This window comes from Chloroflexota bacterium, from assembly GCA_026713825.1.
In the GTDB taxonomy this organism is placed as follows: Bacteria; Chloroflexota; Dehalococcoidia; order Lucifugimonadales; family UBA1127; genus UBA1127.
Genome location: JAPONS010000007.1, coordinates 18,598 through 38,252 on the forward strand (window position 1 = coordinate 18,598; position 19,655 = coordinate 38,252).

19 protein-coding genes are annotated in these 19,655 nt (G+C 65.7%); 5 read left to right on the plus strand and 14 right to left on the minus strand.

Features of this window, described 5'->3' with window-relative positions; genetic code table 11:
* The 3 genes from OXC99_00305 to OXC99_00315 form a co-directional block, all read right to left on the minus strand.
* Positions 1–639 (minus strand): hypothetical protein, encoded by a 639-nt coding sequence (locus OXC99_00305; protein ID MCY4623442.1) that lies wholly within the window; start codon positions 637–639, stop codon positions 1–3.
* Between the two features lie 77 nt (positions 640–716).
* The gene (locus tag OXC99_00310; protein MCY4623443.1) at positions 717–1,760 is read right to left on the minus strand and encodes an aminotransferase class I/II-fold pyridoxal phosphate-dependent enzyme; all 1,044 of its coding nucleotides are present in this window, start codon (positions 1,758–1,760) and stop codon (positions 717–719) included.
* 123 nt (positions 1,761–1,883) lie between these two features.
* Positions 1,884–3,020, minus strand: coding sequence for an amidohydrolase family protein (locus OXC99_00315; GenBank protein MCY4623444.1), 1,137 nt, complete (start codon positions 3,018–3,020; stop codon positions 1,884–1,886).
* A 221-nt stretch (positions 3,021–3,241) separates the two neighbouring features.
* Between OXC99_00315 and OXC99_00320 the strand changes: the two genes are divergently transcribed.
* The 5 genes from OXC99_00320 to gatA all read left to right on the plus strand — a co-directional run bounded on the left by OXC99_00320 (position 3,242) and on the right by gatA (position 9,209).
* Positions 3,242–6,244 carry an alanine--tRNA ligase gene (locus OXC99_00320; protein ID MCY4623445.1) on the plus strand — a complete coding sequence of 1,001 codons (3,003 nt, stop codon included), beginning with the start codon at positions 3,242–3,244 and terminating at the stop codon, positions 6,242–6,244.
* Between the two features lie 53 nt (positions 6,245–6,297).
* On the plus strand, positions 6,298–6,948 hold the full coding sequence (locus tag OXC99_00325) for a hypothetical protein (protein MCY4623446.1): 651 nt from the start codon (positions 6,298–6,300) through the stop codon (positions 6,946–6,948).
* A gap of 4 nt (positions 6,949–6,952) precedes the next feature.
* The gene (gene ruvX, locus OXC99_00330; protein ID MCY4623447.1) at positions 6,953–7,366 is read left to right on the plus strand and encodes a Holliday junction resolvase RuvX; all 414 of its coding nucleotides are present in this window, start codon (positions 6,953–6,955) and stop codon (positions 7,364–7,366) included.
* Between the two features lie 89 nt (positions 7,367–7,455).
* Positions 7,456–7,746, plus strand: a complete 291-nt coding sequence (gene gatC / locus OXC99_00335) for an Asp-tRNA(Asn)/Glu-tRNA(Gln) amidotransferase subunit GatC (GenBank protein MCY4623448.1) — start codon at positions 7,456–7,458, stop codon at positions 7,744–7,746.
* Positions 7,746–9,209, plus strand: coding sequence for an Asp-tRNA(Asn)/Glu-tRNA(Gln) amidotransferase subunit GatA (gatA, locus tag OXC99_00340; protein ID MCY4623449.1), 1,464 nt, complete (start codon positions 7,746–7,748; stop codon positions 9,207–9,209). Before gatC ends, gatA begins: the two co-directional genes overlap by 1 nt.
* Before the next feature lie 2 nt (positions 9,210–9,211).
* On the opposite strand, the gene OXC99_00345 is transcribed toward gatA, so the two are convergent.
* From OXC99_00345 to OXC99_00395, 11 genes are all read right to left on the minus strand, one after another.
* Positions 9,212–9,763: an NYN domain-containing protein gene (locus OXC99_00345; protein ID MCY4623450.1), complete on the minus strand. Its 552-nt coding sequence runs from the start codon at positions 9,761–9,763 to the stop codon at positions 9,212–9,214.
* A 167-nt stretch (positions 9,764–9,930) separates the two neighbouring features.
* Entirely contained in the window at positions 9,931–11,166 is a 1,236-nt protein-coding gene (locus tag OXC99_00350) for an MFS transporter (GenBank protein ID MCY4623451.1), read from the minus strand.
* A 42-nt stretch (positions 11,167–11,208) separates the two neighbouring features.
* Positions 11,209–11,631 carry a hypothetical protein gene (locus tag OXC99_00355; protein MCY4623452.1) on the minus strand — a complete coding sequence of 141 codons (423 nt, stop codon included), beginning with the start codon at positions 11,629–11,631 and terminating at the stop codon, positions 11,209–11,211.
* A 70-nt stretch (positions 11,632–11,701) separates the two neighbouring features.
* Complete coding sequence (locus tag OXC99_00360; protein MCY4623453.1) at positions 11,702–12,223, minus strand: N-acetyltransferase; 522 nt, start codon at positions 12,221–12,223, stop codon at positions 11,702–11,704.
* 6 nt (positions 12,224–12,229) lie between these two features.
* Positions 12,230–12,760, minus strand: a complete 531-nt coding sequence (locus OXC99_00365; protein MCY4623454.1) for an N-acetyltransferase — start codon at positions 12,758–12,760, stop codon at positions 12,230–12,232.
* A gap of 20 nt (positions 12,761–12,780) precedes the next feature.
* Positions 12,781–13,956 carry a DUF4349 domain-containing protein gene (locus tag OXC99_00370; protein ID MCY4623455.1) on the minus strand — a complete coding sequence of 392 codons (1,176 nt, stop codon included), beginning with the start codon at positions 13,954–13,956 and terminating at the stop codon, positions 12,781–12,783.
* Between the two features lie 147 nt (positions 13,957–14,103).
* Positions 14,104–14,985 carry a succinate--CoA ligase subunit alpha gene (sucD, locus tag OXC99_00375; GenBank protein ID MCY4623456.1) on the minus strand — a complete coding sequence of 294 codons (882 nt, stop codon included), beginning with the start codon at positions 14,983–14,985 and terminating at the stop codon, positions 14,104–14,106.
* A gap of 84 nt (positions 14,986–15,069) precedes the next feature.
* A complete protein-coding gene (sucC, locus tag OXC99_00380) occupies positions 15,070–16,221 on the minus strand; it encodes an ADP-forming succinate--CoA ligase subunit beta (GenBank protein ID MCY4623457.1) in 1,152 nt (383 codons plus the stop codon).
* Positions 16,222–17,253: 1,032 nt separating this feature from the next.
* Complete coding sequence (locus OXC99_00385) at positions 17,254–17,676, minus strand: Zn-ribbon domain-containing OB-fold protein (GenBank protein MCY4623458.1); 423 nt, start codon at positions 17,674–17,676, stop codon at positions 17,254–17,256.
* 40 nt (positions 17,677–17,716) lie between these two features.
* The gene (locus OXC99_00390) at positions 17,717–18,859 is read right to left on the minus strand and encodes an acetyl-CoA acetyltransferase (protein ID MCY4623459.1); all 1,143 of its coding nucleotides are present in this window, start codon (positions 18,857–18,859) and stop codon (positions 17,717–17,719) included.
* A gap of 80 nt (positions 18,860–18,939) precedes the next feature.
* The gene (locus tag OXC99_00395; GenBank protein ID MCY4623460.1) at positions 18,940–19,614 is read right to left on the minus strand and encodes a 3-oxoacid CoA-transferase subunit B; all 675 of its coding nucleotides are present in this window, start codon (positions 19,612–19,614) and stop codon (positions 18,940–18,942) included.
* Positions 19,615–19,655 lie beyond the last annotated feature (41 nt).

Sequence of the window (19,655 nt, forward strand, 5' to 3'; positions counted from 1 at the left end):
CTACCCCGAGCCGGCCGTCGCATCGCCGTGGTTCGAGGCACGCGCGTCGAGCGCTCTTCGGATGAACGCCGCCCCCACGACCACCAACCAGACAAGAAACAGCATCCCCACCGCACGGTGTACAACCGTGGCGGCGTCCCACCAGATGAACTGCATGGCGAATCCCAGGACCGCTGACACCAGCGCCACGTAGCGAACAATCGATCCGGACGACCACTGAGCAAAGGAGGCGAATACAAGCGCGCTCCCTGCAACCGAAAACCCGGCCTTGCCCATGACCCACCGCACGTGATACGCCGCCTCCGCCGTGGCAGGTGCCTCGACGCCCGAGTCGAGCGATGGGTGGAGTGCGATCACCGTGGCAGCCGCTCCCGAAACAACCGTCAAGCCGCCGGACACCATGAACAGGTAAGCTGCCGCTGAATTGGCGCCATGACCGTTCGATGCCCCCGCCTTCAGCATGTACCAGCCCGCAACAAGCAGGGTTACGCCGGACGCCATACGGGCTAAGGCTGTAATGCCGAACAGCTCACGGTTCTCAGCCACGGACCGCAGCGACTCCGCGATGGTTGCCTGGTCCGTGTCGGAGGAAACGCGCGCAACGACCATCACCGCCGTCGCGGCGGCGGTCAGCAGCAACCACACACCCGCTCGCCGAGCGGCGCGGTGGCGAGCCGAGTGAGGCATCGCTCCTTCGACGTGGCTGGACATCGCCCCTACGCCGCGGCCGCTGCCAGCGCGGCCTCGCGGATCCCCTCCAGCGCGTCGTCGATGTCCTCCGCGTTGATGCCGTAGTGGGTGACCATGCGCACCTTGGGCGCGCCGGACGACGACGCCAGCCCCCCCGCCTCGGCCAGCTTGGCCATGAAGGCCGCATGCGGGCCGCCCACCCACTCGAAGATGACGATGTTCGTCTCGATGCGCTCCGGGTCAATCGAGATGCCCGGGATGCCCGCCAGCCCGGCCGCGAGCCGCTTGGCATTCTGGTGGTCCTCGGCCAGCCGCGGCACCATCGACTCGAGGCTCACGATCGCCGCCGCGGCGATGACGCCCGATTGCCGCATGCCGCCGCCCAGCATTTTGCGCCACATGCGGGCGTTGGCAATGAAGTCGGCCGGGCCGCACAGCGCGGAGCCGATGGGCGCGCTGAGGCCCTTCGAGAAACAGAACGTCACAGAGTCCGCGTGGCCGGCCAGGACGTCGGCGGGGACCTCCTGTGCTACGGCGGCGTTGAAGATGCGTGCGCCGTCCAGGTGCAGCGGCAACCCGTGCCCGTGGGCGACGTCCGCCACCGCCTTCGTGTCCGATGGCGAGAGCGCTGCGCCGCTGCACCGGTTGTGCGTGTTCTCCAGCGTCACCAGCCCCGTCGGCGAGACGCCCGGGCGGTACGCGCGGAAGGCGTGTTCGATGTCGTCCGGGTCCAGCCTGCCGCGCGCGTCGTTGGGCACGGCGCGCAGCAGCGTCCCCGCGATGGCCGCGCTCCCCGCCGACTCGTGCCAGAGGATATGCGCCTCGGAGCCCAGGATCACCTCGTCCCCGCGGTCGCACCAGCCCAGCACGGCCAGCAGGTTGCCCATGGTGCCGCTGGACACGTAGACCGCGGCCTCCTTGCCCATCCGCTCGGCGGCCATGGCCTCCAGGCGCTTCACCGTGGGGTCATCGCCCAGGACGTCGTCGCCCACCTCCGCCTCCGCCATCGCGCGACGCATCTCTGGCGTCGGGTGGGTCACCGTGTCGCTGCGCAGGTCGATCGTCCTCATGGCACGCTCCATGTTGTGATTGGCGTAGCCGCGACTGTCATCGCGCCCACCAGACATTATAGCGAGAGCCGAGGCCACTGCAGCCCCGGCCCTCCGGGTTTCGAGTGAAACCGCTGCGCTCGACTACGCCGTCAGGTTGTAGAAGGCCTTGGCGTTGTCGTGCGTGATCTTCTGCCGCATCTCGTCCGAGAGGTGGGCCATCTCCCGGTCCACCACGGCCATCGAGTTCGGCCACGTGCTGTCCGGGTGCGGGTAGTCGGACGCCCACATCATGTGCCCCTCGCCGAAGAAATGAATGAGGTTCAGGCCCACCAGGTCCTGCTGGTAGGTGGCCCACACCTGCTTCTTGAAGATTTCGCTCGGCCACCTGGTAAGCGGGTAGTTGTCGGCGCCCCGCCGGTCGATTGCCTGGTCCATCCGGTAGTCCATCTCCTGCACCTGGAACGGGATCCATCCCGTGCCCGACTCGGCGAGGCAGATGCGCAGGTTGGGGCGCCGCTCCAGCACACCGTAGCTGAAAAGGCCGATGAACGGCGCGAAGAACACCGTCGCGCCCTCCCCGAGGCCCATGCCGAACGCCGGTTTCCGCGTCTCCTCCTCAGGCGACGTCCGCGACATGAAGCTGCCCGACCGCCCCGGCCCGCCGACATGGTAGTTGACCGTGATGTTGCTGGCCTCCGCCGTGTCCCAGAAGACGTCCCAATCGGGCTGGTACATGTGGCTGGACACCGTGCCGACCAGGAAGTTGACCTGCCGGATGCCCATCTCGGCGCAGCGGAGCATCTCCGCCGTCGAGCCGTCGGGGTCGTCCGGCAGCAGCTGCGCGACGACCCGGAACTGGTCGGGAGCCGACGCCTCGAACTCCGCCGCCCAGTCGTTGTACGCCTGAATGACGGCGATGCCCAGGTCTTTGTCCTCCAGCCGCATCCCGAAGATTGGCGGGTACATGACGGAGAACTTCACGCCGTCCCGCTCCATGTCCTCCAGCCGGAGCTCGGTGGTCGTCGGCCGGGCGCCGTAGTTGCCGTCAAACGGGACGCGGTCCAGCGCCACCTTGATGCGGTTCTTGTCCTGGTACCACCGGCCGCGCCGCCAGTCTCCCCAGACTGCGCCGTCGCAGACCCACATCTCCTTGCCGTTGCGCTCCTCCACCTTCGGGCCGCGGTCCTTGTACTTGGCGGGAAGCCGCTCCAGGAACAGGTCCGACGGCAGATACCCCAGGTCGATGTGGTCGTCTGCGGAAATCATCTTCGCAGCCATCGCTCTATTCCTCCATGTCCGAGCCTCGAATGTCCCGGACCCTGCTCGATAGGATATTGAGAGTGCGGATTGTTGTATCACGCTTGTCGCCCCACGCGCAAGCGCGGCCCGCACGATGCCCTCTCGCCCGTGCGCGAGGGCGGATGGGCCACCGGGCTTGAGTTTTTGCTACAATTGAGGCGTTGTGCGCCCAACGGCGACATCCTCTGAAACTGCCGGCAATGGAGCAACCAACGCGGATGCGAAGCGTCGACGAACTGAGACAGGGGTTCCTGGACTACTTTCAGGAGCGCGGCCACCTGGTGGTGCCGAGCTCCTCGCTGGTGCCCGCAGGCGACCCCACGCTGCTGCTGACGACGGCCGGCATGGTGCAGTTCAAGCCCTACTTCCTCGACGAGGCCGCCGCGCCGCGCAGCCGCATGACCTCCGCGCAGAAGTGCTTTCGCACCACCGACATCGAGGAGGTGGGCGACCACAAGCACCTGACCTTCTTCGAGATGCTGGGCAACTTCTCCGTCGGCGACTACTTCAAGCAGGGCGCCATCGAGTTCGCGTGGGAGTTCGTCACCAAGCATTTGGAGCTGCCGCCAGAGAAGCTCTACCTGACCGTCTACACGGACGACGACGAGGCCGAGGCCCTGTGGCGCGACACCTCCGGCACGCCGCCGGAGCGCATGTACCGCTACGGGGCGAGCGACAACTGGTGGGGGCCGCCCGGCGCCGAGGGCCCCTGCGGCCCCTGCTCCGAGCTCCACTACGACTTCGGCGAGGCGCTCGGCTGCGCGCCGCTGTCGCCGCCGGCGGAGGTCGCCGCGTGGGTCGCCGCCGGTATGAAGCCCGAGGACCAGCCCGGCTGCCACCCCAACTGCGACCGCTGCGAGCGGTTCGTGGAGTTCTGGAACTTGGTGTTCATGCAGTTCTACCAGGACATCGAGGGACAGTTGAGCCCGCTGCCAAAGCCCAACGTCGATACCGGCATGGGGCTGGAGCGGATAGCCATCATCAAGCAGGGCGCCAGCAACATCTACGATACCGACCTCTACCAGCCCATCATCGGTAAGGTGGCCGAGCTTGCCGGCGCGCGCTACGGCGCGTCGCACGACACCGACGTGCCCATGCGCGTCGCCGCCGAGCACACGCGCGGCGCCGTCTTCCTCATCAGCGACGGCGTCATCCCCGGCAACGAGGGCCGCGGCTACGTGCTGCGAAGGCTCGTGCGGCGAGCCGTCCGCTTCGGCCGGAAGCTCGGCCTGACGGACCCCTTCCTGACGGAGGTCTCTGATGTCGTCATTGAGCGCATGGGCGGGGCGTACCCGGACCTGGTCCAGAACCGCGAGTTTATTCTGCGGGTGATTACTCTTGAGGAGGATCGCTTTAGAGAGACCGTTGAGAGGGGCATTGGCGTACTAACTGGAATGCTCACATATCGCAACCAACATAAGGGAGCCATTCCTGAAATAATTGAGTTCGCTAATCTCCGAAATCCTGGTGCAGAGAATGCTGCTTCTGTGCTGGAAGCGTATGGTTTCGTGGCCTATGATCCTGAAGCACCATCTGAGGAGCGACATGGCCAAGAGATAGCTGCGAACGCTGTATCAGAGTTGGCGTTTGAGACGTTTAACAGCATAGAGCGTGGCGAGGAAAGCGAAACGGCGGAGTGGGCCAAGTTATTGTCTCACTGGGGCGATTCCGTTAGTGGGGGGGAAGCATTCTATTTGTATGACACCTACGGCTTTCCTGTGGAAGAAACTGTGGAGATCGCCCAAGAGCACGGTCTGACCGTCGACATAGATGCGTTCGAGCAGCACATGGAGGCGCAGCGCGAGCGGGGCCGCGCGGCCACCGAGGCCCGCCTTGGCGGTGGCGGCGAGGCCAAGATCTTCAGGTACCGCGACCTCGGCGTCGGCCGCGTCACCTTTGTTGGCTACGACCGCCTGTCGCAGCAGTCGGAGGTGCTCGCCCTGCTTACGCCCGACGGCGACGCCCTCGACAGCGCGGAAGCCGGGCAGGACGTCGAGGTGGTTCTTCGCGAGACCCCCTTCTACGCCGAGGGGGGCGGCCAGGTCGGTGACACCGGCGCCATTCTGTCCCTCCGCGGCCACGTCGACGTGTCGGACACGCAGTCGCCCATCGACGGGCTCATCGTCCACAAGGGCCGCGTCCGCAGCGGCGCAATCGCGTCCGGCGACGAGGTCGAGGCCCGCGTTGACCGCGAGCGGCGGATGGACGTCGCCCGCAACCACTCGTCCACGCACCTGCTGCATGAGGCGCTGCGCCGCGTCCTCGGCAGCCACGTGCGGCAGGCGGGCTCGCTGGTCGCGCCCGACCGCCTGCGCTTCGACTTCACCCACCTGCAGGCCATGACGCCCGAGGAGGTCGGCGAGGTGGAGGCGCTCGTCAACGAGCAGGTCCGCCGCAACGCCGCCTCCGTTCGCAACGAGCTCACGTACACCAGCGCGCTGGAGCACGGCTACCTCGCCTTCTTCGGCGACAAGTACGGCGAGACGGTGCGCGTCATCGACATGGGCCTCGACGACCCGGACGCGTCCAGCGCCGAGCCCTTCAGCCGAGAGGTCTGCGGCGGCACCCACCTCGATCGACCCGGCGAGGTCGGCCTGTTTCTCATCACGAGCGAGAGCTCCATCGGTTCCGGCATACGCCGCGTGGAGGCCGTGACCGGGCGCGCAGCCGAGGCGATGGCGCGCAGCAGCCTCGCGACGCTGGAGTCGGCGGCCCAGCAGCTCGAGACCACCCCCACGGACATCGAGACCCGCATCGAGGCGCTGAAGGCCCAGCTCGACGCCGAACGCCGCCGCGCCGAGTCACTGGAACGCGCCAACGCCCGCGCCGAGGCCGGCGGACTCGTGTCTGAGGCGCAGGATGTCGGTGGTGTCAACGTCGTCTCGGCCAGAGTAACCGCGCCCTCGGCGGACGTGCTCCGCGAAATGGCTGGCCACCTCCGCGACAGGCTCGGCAGCGGCGTCGTCATGCTGGGCGCCGTCGCCAATGAAAAGCCCATGCTCATCTCGATGGTGACGCCGGACCTGGTGGAGCGCGGACTGAACGCCGCGTCGCTGGTCCGCGAGGCTGCCGCCGTCGTCGGTGGCGGAGGCGGCGGCAAGCCCGACATGGCGCAGGCCGGCGGCTCCAGGCCGGACAAGCTGGACGAGGCCCTCGCGCTTGCGCCTCAACTGGTTGGCAAGGCGATAGGCCAGGGTGGATAATTTCCCTGCTGTATCAATGCGGCGCGTTCGCGTGTATTCGGGGGTTAGTGGACATGAGCGATTCGTTGATTGCGTTGGCGGTCTTTGAGGGCTTCTGGGGCCAGGTGTTTGAGTACTGGCCCTTCTTCCTCACTGTGGGAGCCACCCTCATATTCGGCGGCATCTCCATCCTGATGGACCTGTGGTGGCGAAAGACCCTTCCGCCGCCGGAGGGCGCCATGCCCCGCGTCGAGATTCCCCTCGACCCGCGCGTCCCCTACCGCCGGTGGATCAGCCGCGGGCGGACCATGATGCGGTTCGGTCTGGGTATCGGGGTCTTCTTCGCCCTCATCTATGCCTCCTTCGCCATCAACCCCCAGGGCATCAACGACCAGTTTGCCCTGCAACAGGACCGGGACCCCGAACTCGTCAGGGGGTCGCTTATTGCCCTTGCCGCGATGATCTTCGGTTACCTGGCGACCGTATTCCTGCGCGACAAGCCGTGGACCCAGACGTGGGCCCTCCTGCCCGTGCCCATCGTGGCAATGGTCGGCCCGTGGCTGTTTACCGGCGACATAACCAAGCTGTACGCCAGCACGGGTGTGGTGGGCACCCCATGCCTGTTCGCCGCTCTTGGCTGGGCCTACACCTACTACGGTCTGCAGGGCCTCCGCAATCTGCAGCGCGCGCAGACCAGCGCCGCCCCCGCTGCGGACAGCGGCTAACGCTGTGGCCCGCGCACTGGGCCTTGACGTGGGTGATCGCCGCATCGGCGTCGCCCTCAGCGACCCCACGGGCACCCTCGCGACGCCCCTCGCCGCCATCGACCGGCGCGCCGCGCAGGGCGGCATCGAGACCGTCGCCAGACTGGCCCGCGAGAACGACGCTGAGGCCATCGTAGTCGGCATGCCGTTTTCGCTGGACGGCAGCATCGGCCCGCAGGCGCAGGCCGTGCAGTCCTTCCTTGAGGCGCTCCGCGAGGCCTGCCCCCTGCCCTTCCACACCGTCAACGAGCAGTACACCTCGGCGGAGGCCGAGCGCCGCCTGCGCGACGTGGGCGTCGAACCCTCGCGGGACCCCGGCCGCGTCGACGCCCTCGCCGCCGCCATCATCCTGCAGGAGTGGCTGGACACCGGGCGGTAGATACTGGACGCCGGGACCTCTCCTTGAAGCCCCGATAGGGCTTTGCTACACTGGATACTGTTCCCGTAAACGCTTTCATGGGGGATTTCATGGCCCTTTCACGCGAGGAAGTGCTCCACTTGGCCGACATCTACCACATCTACCTCTCCGACGATGAGGTGGAGGTGATGCGCGAGCAGCTCGCCAGCATCCTGGAACAGTTCCAGGTCCTGAGCGAGCTCGACACGGACGACGTCACCCCTACGAGTCATTCGGTGCCGCTCACGACAGTCATGCGGGAGGACGTCCCTCGTGACCCCTACAGCACAGAACAGGTGCTGAGCAACGCCCCCGATACCTACGGACAGTACTTTCAGGTACGCACGGTGCTGGAGGACTAGTGGAACCCTTCGACCTCACTATCCACGAGGCCCGCGCCCTGCTGGACTCCCGCCAACTCTCCGCCGCCGAGCTCACGGAGGCCGTGCTGGGACGCATCGAGGCCGTTGAGCCGCAGGTGGGCGCCTTCGTCACCCTGACGGAGGACATCGCGCGCGAGGCCGCCGCCGCCGCCGACCGCAGCATTGCAGGCGGCGCAACGACGCCCCTCACCGGCATCCCCATGCAGATCAAGGACGTCATGTCCACCCGGGGGATCCGCACCACCTGCTCCTCGCGCATCCTGGAGAACTTCGTCCCGCTCTACAACGCCACGGTCGTCGAGCGCCTCTACGAGCGCGGCCCCGTGCTCATGGGCAAGGGCAACATGGATGAGTTCGCCATGGGCTCGTCGACGGAGAACTCCGCTTTCCACGTCACGCACAACCCGTGGGACCTCGACTGCGTGCCCGGCGGCTCCAGCGGGGGCAGCGCCGCGGCCGTAGCGGCCGGCGAGGCCTTCTTCTCCCTCGGCAGCGACACCGGCGGCAGCATTCGCCAGCCGGCCGCCCTCTGCGGCATCACCGGCCTCAAGCCCACGTACGGTCTTGTGAGCCGGTTCGGTCTCGTGGCCTTCGCCAGCTCGCTCGACCAGATTGGCCCGCTGACCAGGGACGTGGAGGACTGCGCGACGGTGTTGAACGCCATCGCCGGCCACGACCCGCGCGACTCGACGTCCATCCCCGGCGGCCGTCCCGACTACACGGCCGCGCTCACCGGCGACATCAAGGGCATGCGCCTTGGCATCCCCCGCGAGTATTTCGGCGACGGCATCGATGCCCCCATCGACGCTGCCGTGAAGCAGGCGATCGGCGTGCTGCGGGACGCCGGCGCCGTCGTGGAGGAGTGCTCGCTGCCGCTAACGTCGTACGCCCTCGCCGTCTACTACATCATCGCTCCGTCCGAGTGCTCCACCAACCTCGCGCGCTACGACGGCGTGAAGTACGGCTACTCCGTCGACGACGCCTCGACGGCATGGGAGACGCAGGAGCGGACCCGGTCGCGCGGGTTTGGCCCGGAGGTGAAGCGGCGCATCATGCTCGGCACCTACGCCCTCTCCGCCGGCTACTACGACGCCTACTACCTGAAGGCGCTCAAGGTGCGCACGCTGATCCGCCGGGAGTTCGAGGAAGCGTTCTCGCGTTTCGACGCGCTGATCACGCCGACGACCCCGACGGTGGCCTTCCGCATCGGCGAGAAAACCAACGATCCCGTCGCCATGTACAAGAGCGACGTGCTGACAATCCCGGTGAACATCGCGGGCATCCCGTGCATCTCGGTGCCGTGCGGCTTCTCGGAGGGCCTGCCCATCGGCATGCAGGTCATGGGCCCAGCCCTCGGCGAGGAAACAATCCTGCGCATCGCCCACGCCTACCAGCAGGCCACTGACTGGCACACGCGCCGCCCGGAGGGGCTTGGGGGTTAGAGTTACGACATGAGAACCGAGTCGATGAATTCTTGGGAAATCGGCACTCGCTCGTCAGCTTCCTGCCAGAGATCAGAATGAAACGTGTTCCCGTGATACAGCCGTATCAAAACGCCTTCACCTTTGGCTGCAGAAATTGCGGGAATAAAGTCGCTGTCACCTGCAACGATGATCGCTTCTTGGATAGTTTGTTTGGCTGCCAATAGAACTAAGTCCACTCCTAGCAAGATGTCCACTCTTTTTTGTTCGAATCTGTATGTTCCCGTCGAATCCGGACCTCTACGTGCAAGCCTACCCAACCTAACTGCATAGCGCGGTAACCGCTCCAAAGCGTCAAAGAATTTGCGCTGCGCAGAGTATCGCCGCCTCTCGTCCTCAGTCGGCGGATTGCTTTGGTACACTGGGCAGTCATAGTAGTAGGTTCTTAGAATTTCTGAATCTGCCGCGAGTTTTCGGGACAAGGCCAGATAATCCACTTTGGCTCCCGCAAATTGCTCCTTCAGTACGTTTAGGAAGTAAGCGGCATCGATGAAAATGGCAACTCGATTTGGCAAGATCGACCTCCCACACAAAAACAGTGGGATGCGTCAAAATGTCCGCATCCCACTGTCGTACATAACAACCTGACGTGCGCATGCGCGGACGCCAGGGAATATCACATAGCCATCATATCACTGGGGCCGGAGATGTCAACCTCCCAATAATCCGTGACTCTGCCCTATTACACCCGCCCGCCCCGCCACCGCGTCTCCGGCGCGAACAGCATGATGAGCAGCGCGCTCGCCGCCAACCACGCCGCCACGACAACGAACGTCCCAGAAAAGCTCCAGAACTCCGCCATCCCGCCGACGGCCAGCGGCGCCACAAATCCGCCCGCCGCCTGGAAGAGCGACCATACGCCGAGGAACGTCCCCCGCTGCTGCGCCGGTGAGATGTCCATGGCGTAGGTCTGCGCCGTCCCCTGGCTCATGCCCCACGCGACGCCGTACACGGACACCATGATCAGCAGCATCGTATAGTTATCGCCGTGGCTCAGCAGGTACGCCGACACCGCCAGCAACACGAGCCCCGGGACCAGCGCGAACTTCCGCCCGTACCCGTCGCTCACCATGCCGCTCGGGAATGCCACGAACACGGAAATCAGCCCGCCAAGCCCGATGAGCGTCCCGATGCTCGCCTCGTCAAGGTTCGCCAGCTCCTGCGCGTAGATGGGCAGCAGCCCGCTGAACACCCCCTGCCCCATCATGCTCACCGCGAAGGTCGCAAGTATCACGAGAATGAACGCCCGCGACAGGAACGGCCGGAGGGTTTCGAGGTTCAGCCGCATCGGCCGCCGCCGGGCCGCGCCCGCCTGGTCCTCCGCGCGGCTCTCCTTGATCAGATACAGCGCCATGAAGAGCGTCACGAATTTGGCGACCCCGTTGACGAGGAAGATGGTCCTGATGTCGAAGAACGCCGCTATCAGCGCGCCGAGGAGCGGCCCCGTAACCTGTCCGGCTCGCATGGACATGCCCCGCATGGCGACGACACGCCCGCGAACGTGCGGCTCGGTCACGTCCGCGATCAGGATGTTGGCGCTGGTGTTCCACATGGCGATGCCGATGCCGCCAATGAACTCCAGCACGAAGAACTCCATGTAGGAGGTTGCGAAGTAGGACAGAATGCCCGTGGCCCCACGTATGCCGGCGCCGATTATGAGCAGCGGCCTGCGCCCCCATCGGTCGGTCATGAAGCCGGTGATCGGCGAGGCCACCAGCCGCGCGATGGCGCTGAAGGCGAGCAGCACGGTGACCAGGAAGAGGCTCTGCTCCAGTTCAAAGGCAAAGAGGGGGCGTGCCAGGTTCTGCGCCCCCGTTCCCGTGCCCCAGACCAGGAATGCGGCATAGATGGGCAGGGTGCGCGCGCTGAAAACGCCCGACGAGCGGGGCCGCGGTGGCGGAGGGTGTGCGTCTGCCAAAGTGGGAGAAGTATAGCGCGGCCCGCGCCGGGATGCGCGGAATTACCCTATCTCGCCCACCAGCTCCCGCACGCGCTCATGGATGACGTCGAATATGTTCCACGCGGCGTCCGGGTGGTCGACCGGGTCCGGCAAGTCCCAGATCGTGAGCTTGCCCGACTCCGTGAGGAACGCCGGGACCTCCTCCGTCGGCAGGATGGCGACGATCCGGTCCGTCGCCGCGACGAGCTCGGGCGTGATCTGCGTCCGCTCCTTCTCCGAGATGTCGATGCCCCGCTCCAGCAGGTACGGCAGCGAGTGCCGCGAGTTGTCCTTCATCTTGGCCGACGCCGGCTTGTTCCGCGCCATCTCCTCGTCGACCCGCAGCCCGCTGCTGCACACCTCATGCTGCGAGAGCTGCTCGAAGTAGGCCTCCGCAACCTGGCTCCGGCCCACATTGGCCTGGCAAACGAACATAACGAGCATATCAGTTGTTCCTCACTCGGCGTTGAGACCCCGGCCCTATTGTATCGCGGAAGTCGCTGCCCGGAATGCCCTACACCTCATCGAGCGCCGCCGGCCATCGCAGAGGCCCATGAACACCATCCAGCGCGCCGGGAGCCAGTTCCATGACCATCTTGCCCTCGTCCGGTCCGCTGTAGTCCATGGTGATGCCCTGCGCGCTCGCCAGAACGAACCCGAAGCGTGGATAGTAGCTGGGGTGCCCAAGCACCGTCAGAATGCGATGTTCCAGCCTCCGGCAGGCGTCGAGGCCATCCCAAACAAGGCGTGTCCCAATGCCCTGGTTCTGCCATGCCGGCACGACGCCGAGCGGACCCAGCATCAGCGCGGGCACGTCGCCGGAGGACGTTTCGACGTGTACAGGACTGAAGAGAATGTGTCCGACAACCTCCCCCTCGGCTACGGCAACCAGGGCGAGATCCGGCGTGTAACCGGGCTCGTTGCGCAGCAGCTCCGTGAGCCCCGCGACGTCCTCGTCGGGAAAGGCCAGCGTAAGCGCCTCACGAATGGCGGGGTAGTCCTCAGGCCCCTCCGGCCTCACGACGATGGAAGTCATGGCCTGCTACTCCTCTCCAAACAATGGCGAGAAATAGACCATGCCCCGCACGCCATCGAGCGCGCCGGGCACAAGTTCGACAATCATGCGCGATTGCTCCAGCCGGCCGATCGACATCTCGATGCCAAGGGGTCGTCCCCGCTGGAAGCCAAAGCGCGGGTAGTACGTCGAGTGGCCGATGACCACAGCGATGCGGTGCCCCAGCCGCCGGCACGCCTCCAGCCCCTCTTTGCCAAGCTGCGTCCCGATGCCCTTCTGCTGCCAGTCGGGGTGCACTGCCAGTGGCCCGAGCGACTTTACCGGCACTGCGCCGGAATCCGTCTCGATGCGCGCGTCGGTGAACATAATGTGACCAACGATCGCCCCGTCCACCTCGGCAACCAGCGACAGCTCGGGGGTGTAGCCCGGCTCGCTGCGGAGCGCCTCGATGAGGTCGGCTATGCTCTCTTCGTCGTCTTGGAACGCCATGTCGGCGACTTCCCTCACAGCGGGGAAATCGTCAACGGTCTCAGGCCGCACAATCAGTTTCTCTAGCATGTTCTCCTTTGAGCCGGGGGCTACGCCTCCGCTTGTGCTGCCCGTCGGCGACGGCCAATGTAGCCCCGTACGCCCACCGCGATTATAGCCAGCAGCAGTGCTCCCAGCACGGCGATGGCGGCCACCACGAAGATCCAGGAGTAGTCCGGCTCCTCCAGCGTGACGAAGATCTCGGAGCTGGGCTTCCGCTCCTCACCCCCGTTGGCGTCCAGCACCGGCTCCCGGATCGACTTCTCGTCCACGTCCCCCACGCGCTCCAGTTCGTTCAGCACCGTGCGGAAGTCCGCGTAGAAGACTCGGGCCTCGACGTTGGCACTTCGACCGTCGTCGTTGTCGAAGATCGTGCCCCCGCGGATCTCGCCGTCGTACGAGGCGATGATCCGGCGGACGGTGTCGAGGCTGCCCTGGACGTCGTCAACGGTGATCCGCAGATCCCCGAAGGGCTTCTCGACGAAGGGCCCCTCCTCCGGCACCAGCTCCACCCAGATGGTGGACAGGTCCACCTGCCTCGACAGGAAGTCCAGCCTTCCCTCGTACCGCTCGATGTCCGAGCGTACGCGGGCCAGCTCCCGCTCGATGGTGAGAACGTCGCTGACGGAGGTGGCGCGCCCCAGCAGGTTCAGGAAGCTCTGTTCCTCCCGCTTGGCGCTGTTGAGCCTCGCCTCCAGGTCGATGAACTGCTCGGAGACGTCCTCGCTGCCCTGGTGCTCGTTCAGCACCTCGCCCAGCTCCCGGATGCGGTCGTACGCCGACGCGAACTGGCCCTGGGGCACCCGGATGGTCAGCGATGCCCGGCTGAATTCGTCCCCACCGCTGCTCGACAGCACCTCGACATAGCCGCCCATGCTCTCTGCTAGAGCCTCCACCGCCGTGACGGCGCTCTGTACGTCATCCACCTCGACGGTGATATTGCCCGTGGAGATGATCTTCCGGTCCGAAATCTGCAGCGCCCCGCCGGCTTCCCCTGTTGCGTTGCCGTCGGCAAACGCCTTCTCCATCGCCGCCTCCGGCTGCATCGCCGCGGGAGCGGTGGGCGCGGACGCCATCGCCATTGCGGTATCTTCCGTCGCGAAGTCGAACGAATCAGCGGAGGTTGATGCGGTCGTGAAGCCCCCTTCTTCAGAGTCGTCTCCGCTGCATGCGGAGACTGCCAGCAACACAAGGATTAGCGCGATGACGGTGATGAAGCGAGCCATGGGGTGTGTCCTCCAATTCGGAATAGCCTTCCCTAATTGAGACGCGGTTGGGACGGGCACGGTTCCGAATGCGGGTCGTAAGGGGCCCCTCGCAGGGCGCCATTGTTGTCCAATGGGACAGAAAGTTGGGGCGAATCTACGAGACGACTACCCTCCAAGCACGCTTTGAATCGTCGTCCCGATGTCCGCCGGCGACGGGATGATCGCCGCCCCGGCGTCCCGCAGTGCCGCCACCTTGTTCTCCGCGCGCGCCGCCGAGCCCGTGATGATCGCTCCCGCGTGCCCCATGCGCTTCCCTGGAGGTGCGCTCTGCCCGACGATGAGCGACGCCACCGGCTTCGTCATTTCCGCCTTGATGTACTCCGCGGCCTCCTGCTCCTTCGTGCCGCCGATCTCGCCGATGAGCACTACCGCGTCCGTCTCCGGGTCCTCGTTGAACAGCCGCAGCACGTCCACAAAGGTCGTCCCGCTCACCGGGTCGCCCCCGATGCCGACGCAGCTCGACTGCCCGATCCCCAGCGCCGATAGCTGCCCAACCGCCTCGTACGTCAACGTCCCGCTGCGCGAGACGACCCCGACGCGCCCCGGCGTGTGAATCGCCCCCGGCATGATGCCGACCTTGCACCGCTCGCCCGGCGATATGAGCCCCGGGCAGTTCGGCCCCAGCATCCGCGTGCTCGACCCCTCGAGCGCCCGCGCCACCGGCACCATGTCGCGCGGCGGGATCCCCTCGGCGATGGGCACCACCAGCGCCACGCCCGCGGCCGCCGATTCCAGGATGGCGTCCGCCGCCAACGGCGCCGGCACGAAGATCAGGGACACGATGGCCCCCGTCTCCCGCACGGCCTCCGCCACGGTGTCGTACACGTTGATGTCCGTCTCCGCGAACTTCTGCCCGCCGCGGCCCGGCGTCACGCCGGCCACCACGTTCGTGCCATACTCAATGCACCGAAGCGTGTGGAAGCTGCCCTCGCGGCCCGTGATGCCCTGCACCAAGACTCTGCTGTTCCTGTCTACCAAGATGCTCATGCGTTGCCTGCTCCAAGTCTGGTCTGATTGAGTCGCTGACCGCACGGCCACAGGGAAGACGAAGGCCGGGCAGTCCGAAGGCGCCTACGCCGCGCGCAGCGCCTCCGCCGTGTCCTTGAGTGTCTCAACGACGGTCACGTCGAGGCCCGAGTCCAGCAGTATCTGCCTGCCCTCCTCGACGTTGGTGCCCAGCATCCGCGCGATGATGGGCGCCTTAGACCCCGTGTCCTCGTACGCGCCCACCAGCCCCCGCGCCAGCACGTCGTTGCGCAGGATCCCGCCGAAGATGTTGACCAGCACCCGCTTCACATTCGGGTCGGAGAGCAGGATGCCGACTGCCGCGCGGATGCGGTCCTCGTCTGCGCCGCCGCCCACGTCTAGGAAGTTGGCGGGCGAGGCCCCCACCGCCGTCACGATGTCCATCGTCGCCATTGCCAGCCCCGCGCCGTTCACCAGGCACCCAACGTCGCCGTCCAGCCGCACATAGATCACGCCGATGTCGTGCGCCCGCGATTCCAGCGGGTCCTCCTGGCTGGCGTCCCGCAGGTCCGTCAGGTCCTTGTGGCGGAACATGGCGTCGTCATCCAGGTTCAGCTTGGCGTCCACCGGCAGCACGCGGCCGTCGCCCGTGACCACCAGCGGGTTGATCTCCACCTGGGAGCAGTCCAGGTCCGTCATCAGCTTGTACAGCTTCACAATGAGGTCCGCCGTAGGCCGCACCAGCTCGGCCGGCACGCCCATGCCGTAGGCCAGCGCGCGCCCCTGGAAGGGTTGCAGGCCAACGGTGGGGTCGACGACGGCGCGAATGATCTTCTCCGGCGTCTCCTCGGCCACCTCCTCGATCTCCATGCCGCCCGCCGCGCTCGCGATGACCACTGGCCGCCGCTCGCTCGGGTCGAGCACGATGGCCACGTACAGCTCCTGCGCGATGTCCATCGTCTCCTCGACCAGCACGGAGTTGACGGGCACGCCCTCCGGGCCTGTCTGGAACGTCACCAGTTGCTTGCCGAGGATGCTCCCGGTGAACTCCGCCGCGTCGTCCGGGTTGTCGACGACCTTGACGCCCCCCGCCTTGCCCCGCCCCCCGGCGTGCACCTGCGCCTTGACGACGACGCTGCCGCCAAGCTCCCCGGCGACCTTCCGCGCCTCATCTGGCGAGGCCGCCATGCCGCCGCGAGGCACGGGAATGCCGTACTTGGCCATAAGCTCCTTGGCCTGATACTCATGGATCTTCATACGGACTCCTTCACAAAGCCGCGCCCGGCAACGCTATGTATTGCGGGCGCGACGGCTATTGTAGCACAGGGGTAAGAATTGCTGGAAAATGGTCGAAGGAGCGCCTTGGTTGGGGCCGAACAGGTGAATTAACCTCTAGAAGCTATGTACCTCACCTATTTCGACGAATCGGGCGACGCAGGCGTCACCAACTCCCCGACTGATTGGTTTGTCCTCAATGCGGTGTTGGTGCACGAGACGGTGTGGCTAAAGTCACGAGCTTCACTTGTCGCACTCCGTCGGAACTTGCGTGCCAAGTATCGGCTTTCTTCAAGGGACGAACTAAAGGCCATTCACTTCAGGAATGGAAGGGGGGCGTTTCGTTCTCTTGGCCTTGGCCGCGTACGGCGAATGCAGATATATCATGAGATTCTAGCAGCGGAATTTCAGCTTGGGATCCAAACATTTTCGATTGCTGTAGCGAAGCGCCGAGCAGCACAAGAAGGATGGGACCCAAGATACGCAGCGTGGGCCTTTGGTTTGCAGGCGCTAAGTCAATTCTGCTTGGAACAAGATGATTGGGCTGTGCTCTACCCGGACGAGGGACACGGAAACTTCATTCGGCGTTGTGTCAGGGATTTAAGGCGTGAAGGCAAGACATCGTTAAGCCTGAGTCCTATTGCCGTTCCTCTGTCAATAGAGCGCATACTTGAGGATCCAAGCGATAGACACTCCCATGACTCATATTTTGTTCAGCTAGCAGATTTGAATGCATATGCGGCCCACAGAGCACCTGGAATCGATGCAGGTGCAAGGGGGACAGATAGGCTCTGGGAGTCATTGAACGGTGCGGCTGGTGACCCAAGAATTCGAGAAGTCAATACAGACAATACTGGAGCAGTTGGCATCCTTACCTTTCCCAAATAAAAAAGCCCTGCGGCAACCGCAGGGCTTGGAACTGTCACACACTAGCAGAGGCCAGTGATTAGACAGTGCCTTCAGTTTACACACACATCATCGCCTCGTCAACTGCCGTGTCTGACTACTTCCCCCCTACCCCGCGGGCTTGAACTTCGGCAGCGTGATCTCCTCCGTCACGTCCTCGAAGACCACCTCCACCGGCATGCCGACGTGGATCGCCGACGGGTCCGGCTCCACCTCCACCAGGTTTGTCGGCATCCGCGGGCCCTCCTCCAGGTCGACGATCGCGACCACGAAGGGCGCGTCGTCGCGGAACGCCGGCGTCGGCGCCCGGTGCACGATCGCGAAGGTGTGCAGCGTGCCCTTGCCGCTCGCCTGCACCCACGTCGTATCGCGTGAGAAGCATATGGGGCAGATGTCGCGAGGGTAGAAGTACGCCTGGTTGCAGTCGTTGCAGGAGCGCAGCCACAGCTCGTGTTCCTTGGTCTTCTCCCAGTAGAAGTCGGACTCCGGCTGCGGTGTTGGTAAAGGCTTGCTGTATGGCTGCTGCGTCATCGTTGTCTCCGTTGCTTCGATTTCGTGTCCGCGATGTCCGCTAGTCCCGCGCGAGCGCCACCGTGCCCGTCGACGACAGCGCGCCGCCCGTGCCGTTGACGAGCGAGATCCCGCAGTCCGGCACCTGCCGCTCGCCGCACTCGCCCCGCAGCTGCCGCACCGCCTCGATGATGAGGAAGATGCCGTACATGCCGGGGTGCGTGTAGCTCAATCCGCCGCCGCTCGTGTTCATCGGGAAGTCGCCGCCCGGCGCCGTCCGCTGCCCGGCGACGAAGTCCGGGCCCTCGCCCGGGCCGCAGAAGCCGAGCCCTTCCAGCGTGATGAGCACCGTGTACGTGAACGAGTCGTAGATCATCGCCAGGTCGATGTCGCCGTGCGTCAGCCCCGCCATGCTCAGCGCCGCCGGGCCCGTGTGCCGCGACACCGTCGACGTCAGGTCCGGCATCGTCGAGATGCCCAGGTGGTCGTGGCTCTCCGCCGCGCCGAGCACCCACACCGGCGGCTTCTTTGTGCTGCGCGCCCGCTCCGCCGACGTGACCACCACCGCGGCCCCCGCGTCCGTCACCAGGCAGCAGTCGAACAGGTGGAACGGCCAGGCAATCCAGCGCGAGTTGTGGTAGTCGTCGAACGTCATCGGGTCCTTCATGGCCGCCTTGGGGTTCATCAGCGCCCACTTCCGCGTCGAGACGGCAATCTCCGCCAGCGCCTGCCGGGTGCGCTCCTCGCCGTACTGGTGCATATAGCGGGTGGCGGCCATCGCGTAGTTGATGGGCTGGCCGATGAACCCGTACGGAATCTCGTACTGCAGCGTCGGCATGATCGGGTCCTGCGGCACGGGCGCGCGGCTGCTGCGGCCCGCCTGCCCGTGCGTGATGAGCGCCACCTCGCACCACCCCGCGTTGATGGCCGCCACGGCGTGCGCGATGTGGATGATGAACGACGACCCGCCGACCGTTGTGCTGTCCGTGAAGCGCGGCTTGATGCCCAGGTAGTCCCCGGTCATGTACGTCGAGTAGCCCGCCGTGAACAGCCCGTCCACGTCGCTCTTCGACAGCCCGGCGTCATCCAGCGCGTTGGCCGCCGCCTCCATGTGGTGCTGCAGCGACGACTTGTTCGGCACCGTCCCGATTTCGTCGGACTCCGCCACCCCTACGATGGCGGCAGTTCTGGAGAGGTCTGCCATATGCGCTCCTTGCACTCAGATTCGTTGTTCCCGCGAAGGGGGGAACCCCACCGCTAGCCGTGCCGTCGAAGGGCGCGACCCTACGCAACCCGCAACTCCTTCAGGTCAGGCGAGATGGTCAGCGTCGCCTCCGTGACGGCTTGCACCTCTTCCGGCGTGTAGCCGGGCGCGACCTCCCGCATGAGGAACCCCTCGGGCGTGATGTCGAAGAGGCCCAGGTTGGTCACCACCTTGGTGACCACGCCCACGGCGGTCACCGGCAGCGTGCACCGTTTCAGCAGCCGCGGCGCACCCTCGCGCGTCGTGTGCTCGAGCGCCAGGAACACCTGCTTCGCGCCCACCGCGAGGTCCATCGCCCCGCCGATGCCGCCGCCCTTGCGCCCGGCCGTCTTCCAGTTCGCGAAGTCCCCGTTCTCCGCCACCTCGTACGCGCCCATTACCGTCACGTCGATGTAGCCCGAGCGGATGAGCGAGAACGAGTCTGCGTGGTGGATGATGGAGGCGCCCTTCACCAGCGTCACGTGCTGCCCGCCCGCGTTCACCAGGTGGATGTCCTCCTCGCCCTCCGGCGAGAGCGGCCCGTAGCCGATGACCCCATTCTCCGACTGAAACAGGATGTCCGTGTCGCCGAAGTCGTAGTTGGAGCACAGCGTCGGCATGCCCACGCCCAGGTTCACCACCCAGCCGTCCTGGAACTCCATGGCGATGCGGTTGCACATCGTCTGCCGGTCCAGCGGCGTCTTTTCTTCAGCCATTGCCATCCTCGCTGCGCTCAGCGTCCGTTCGTCCTGAGGGA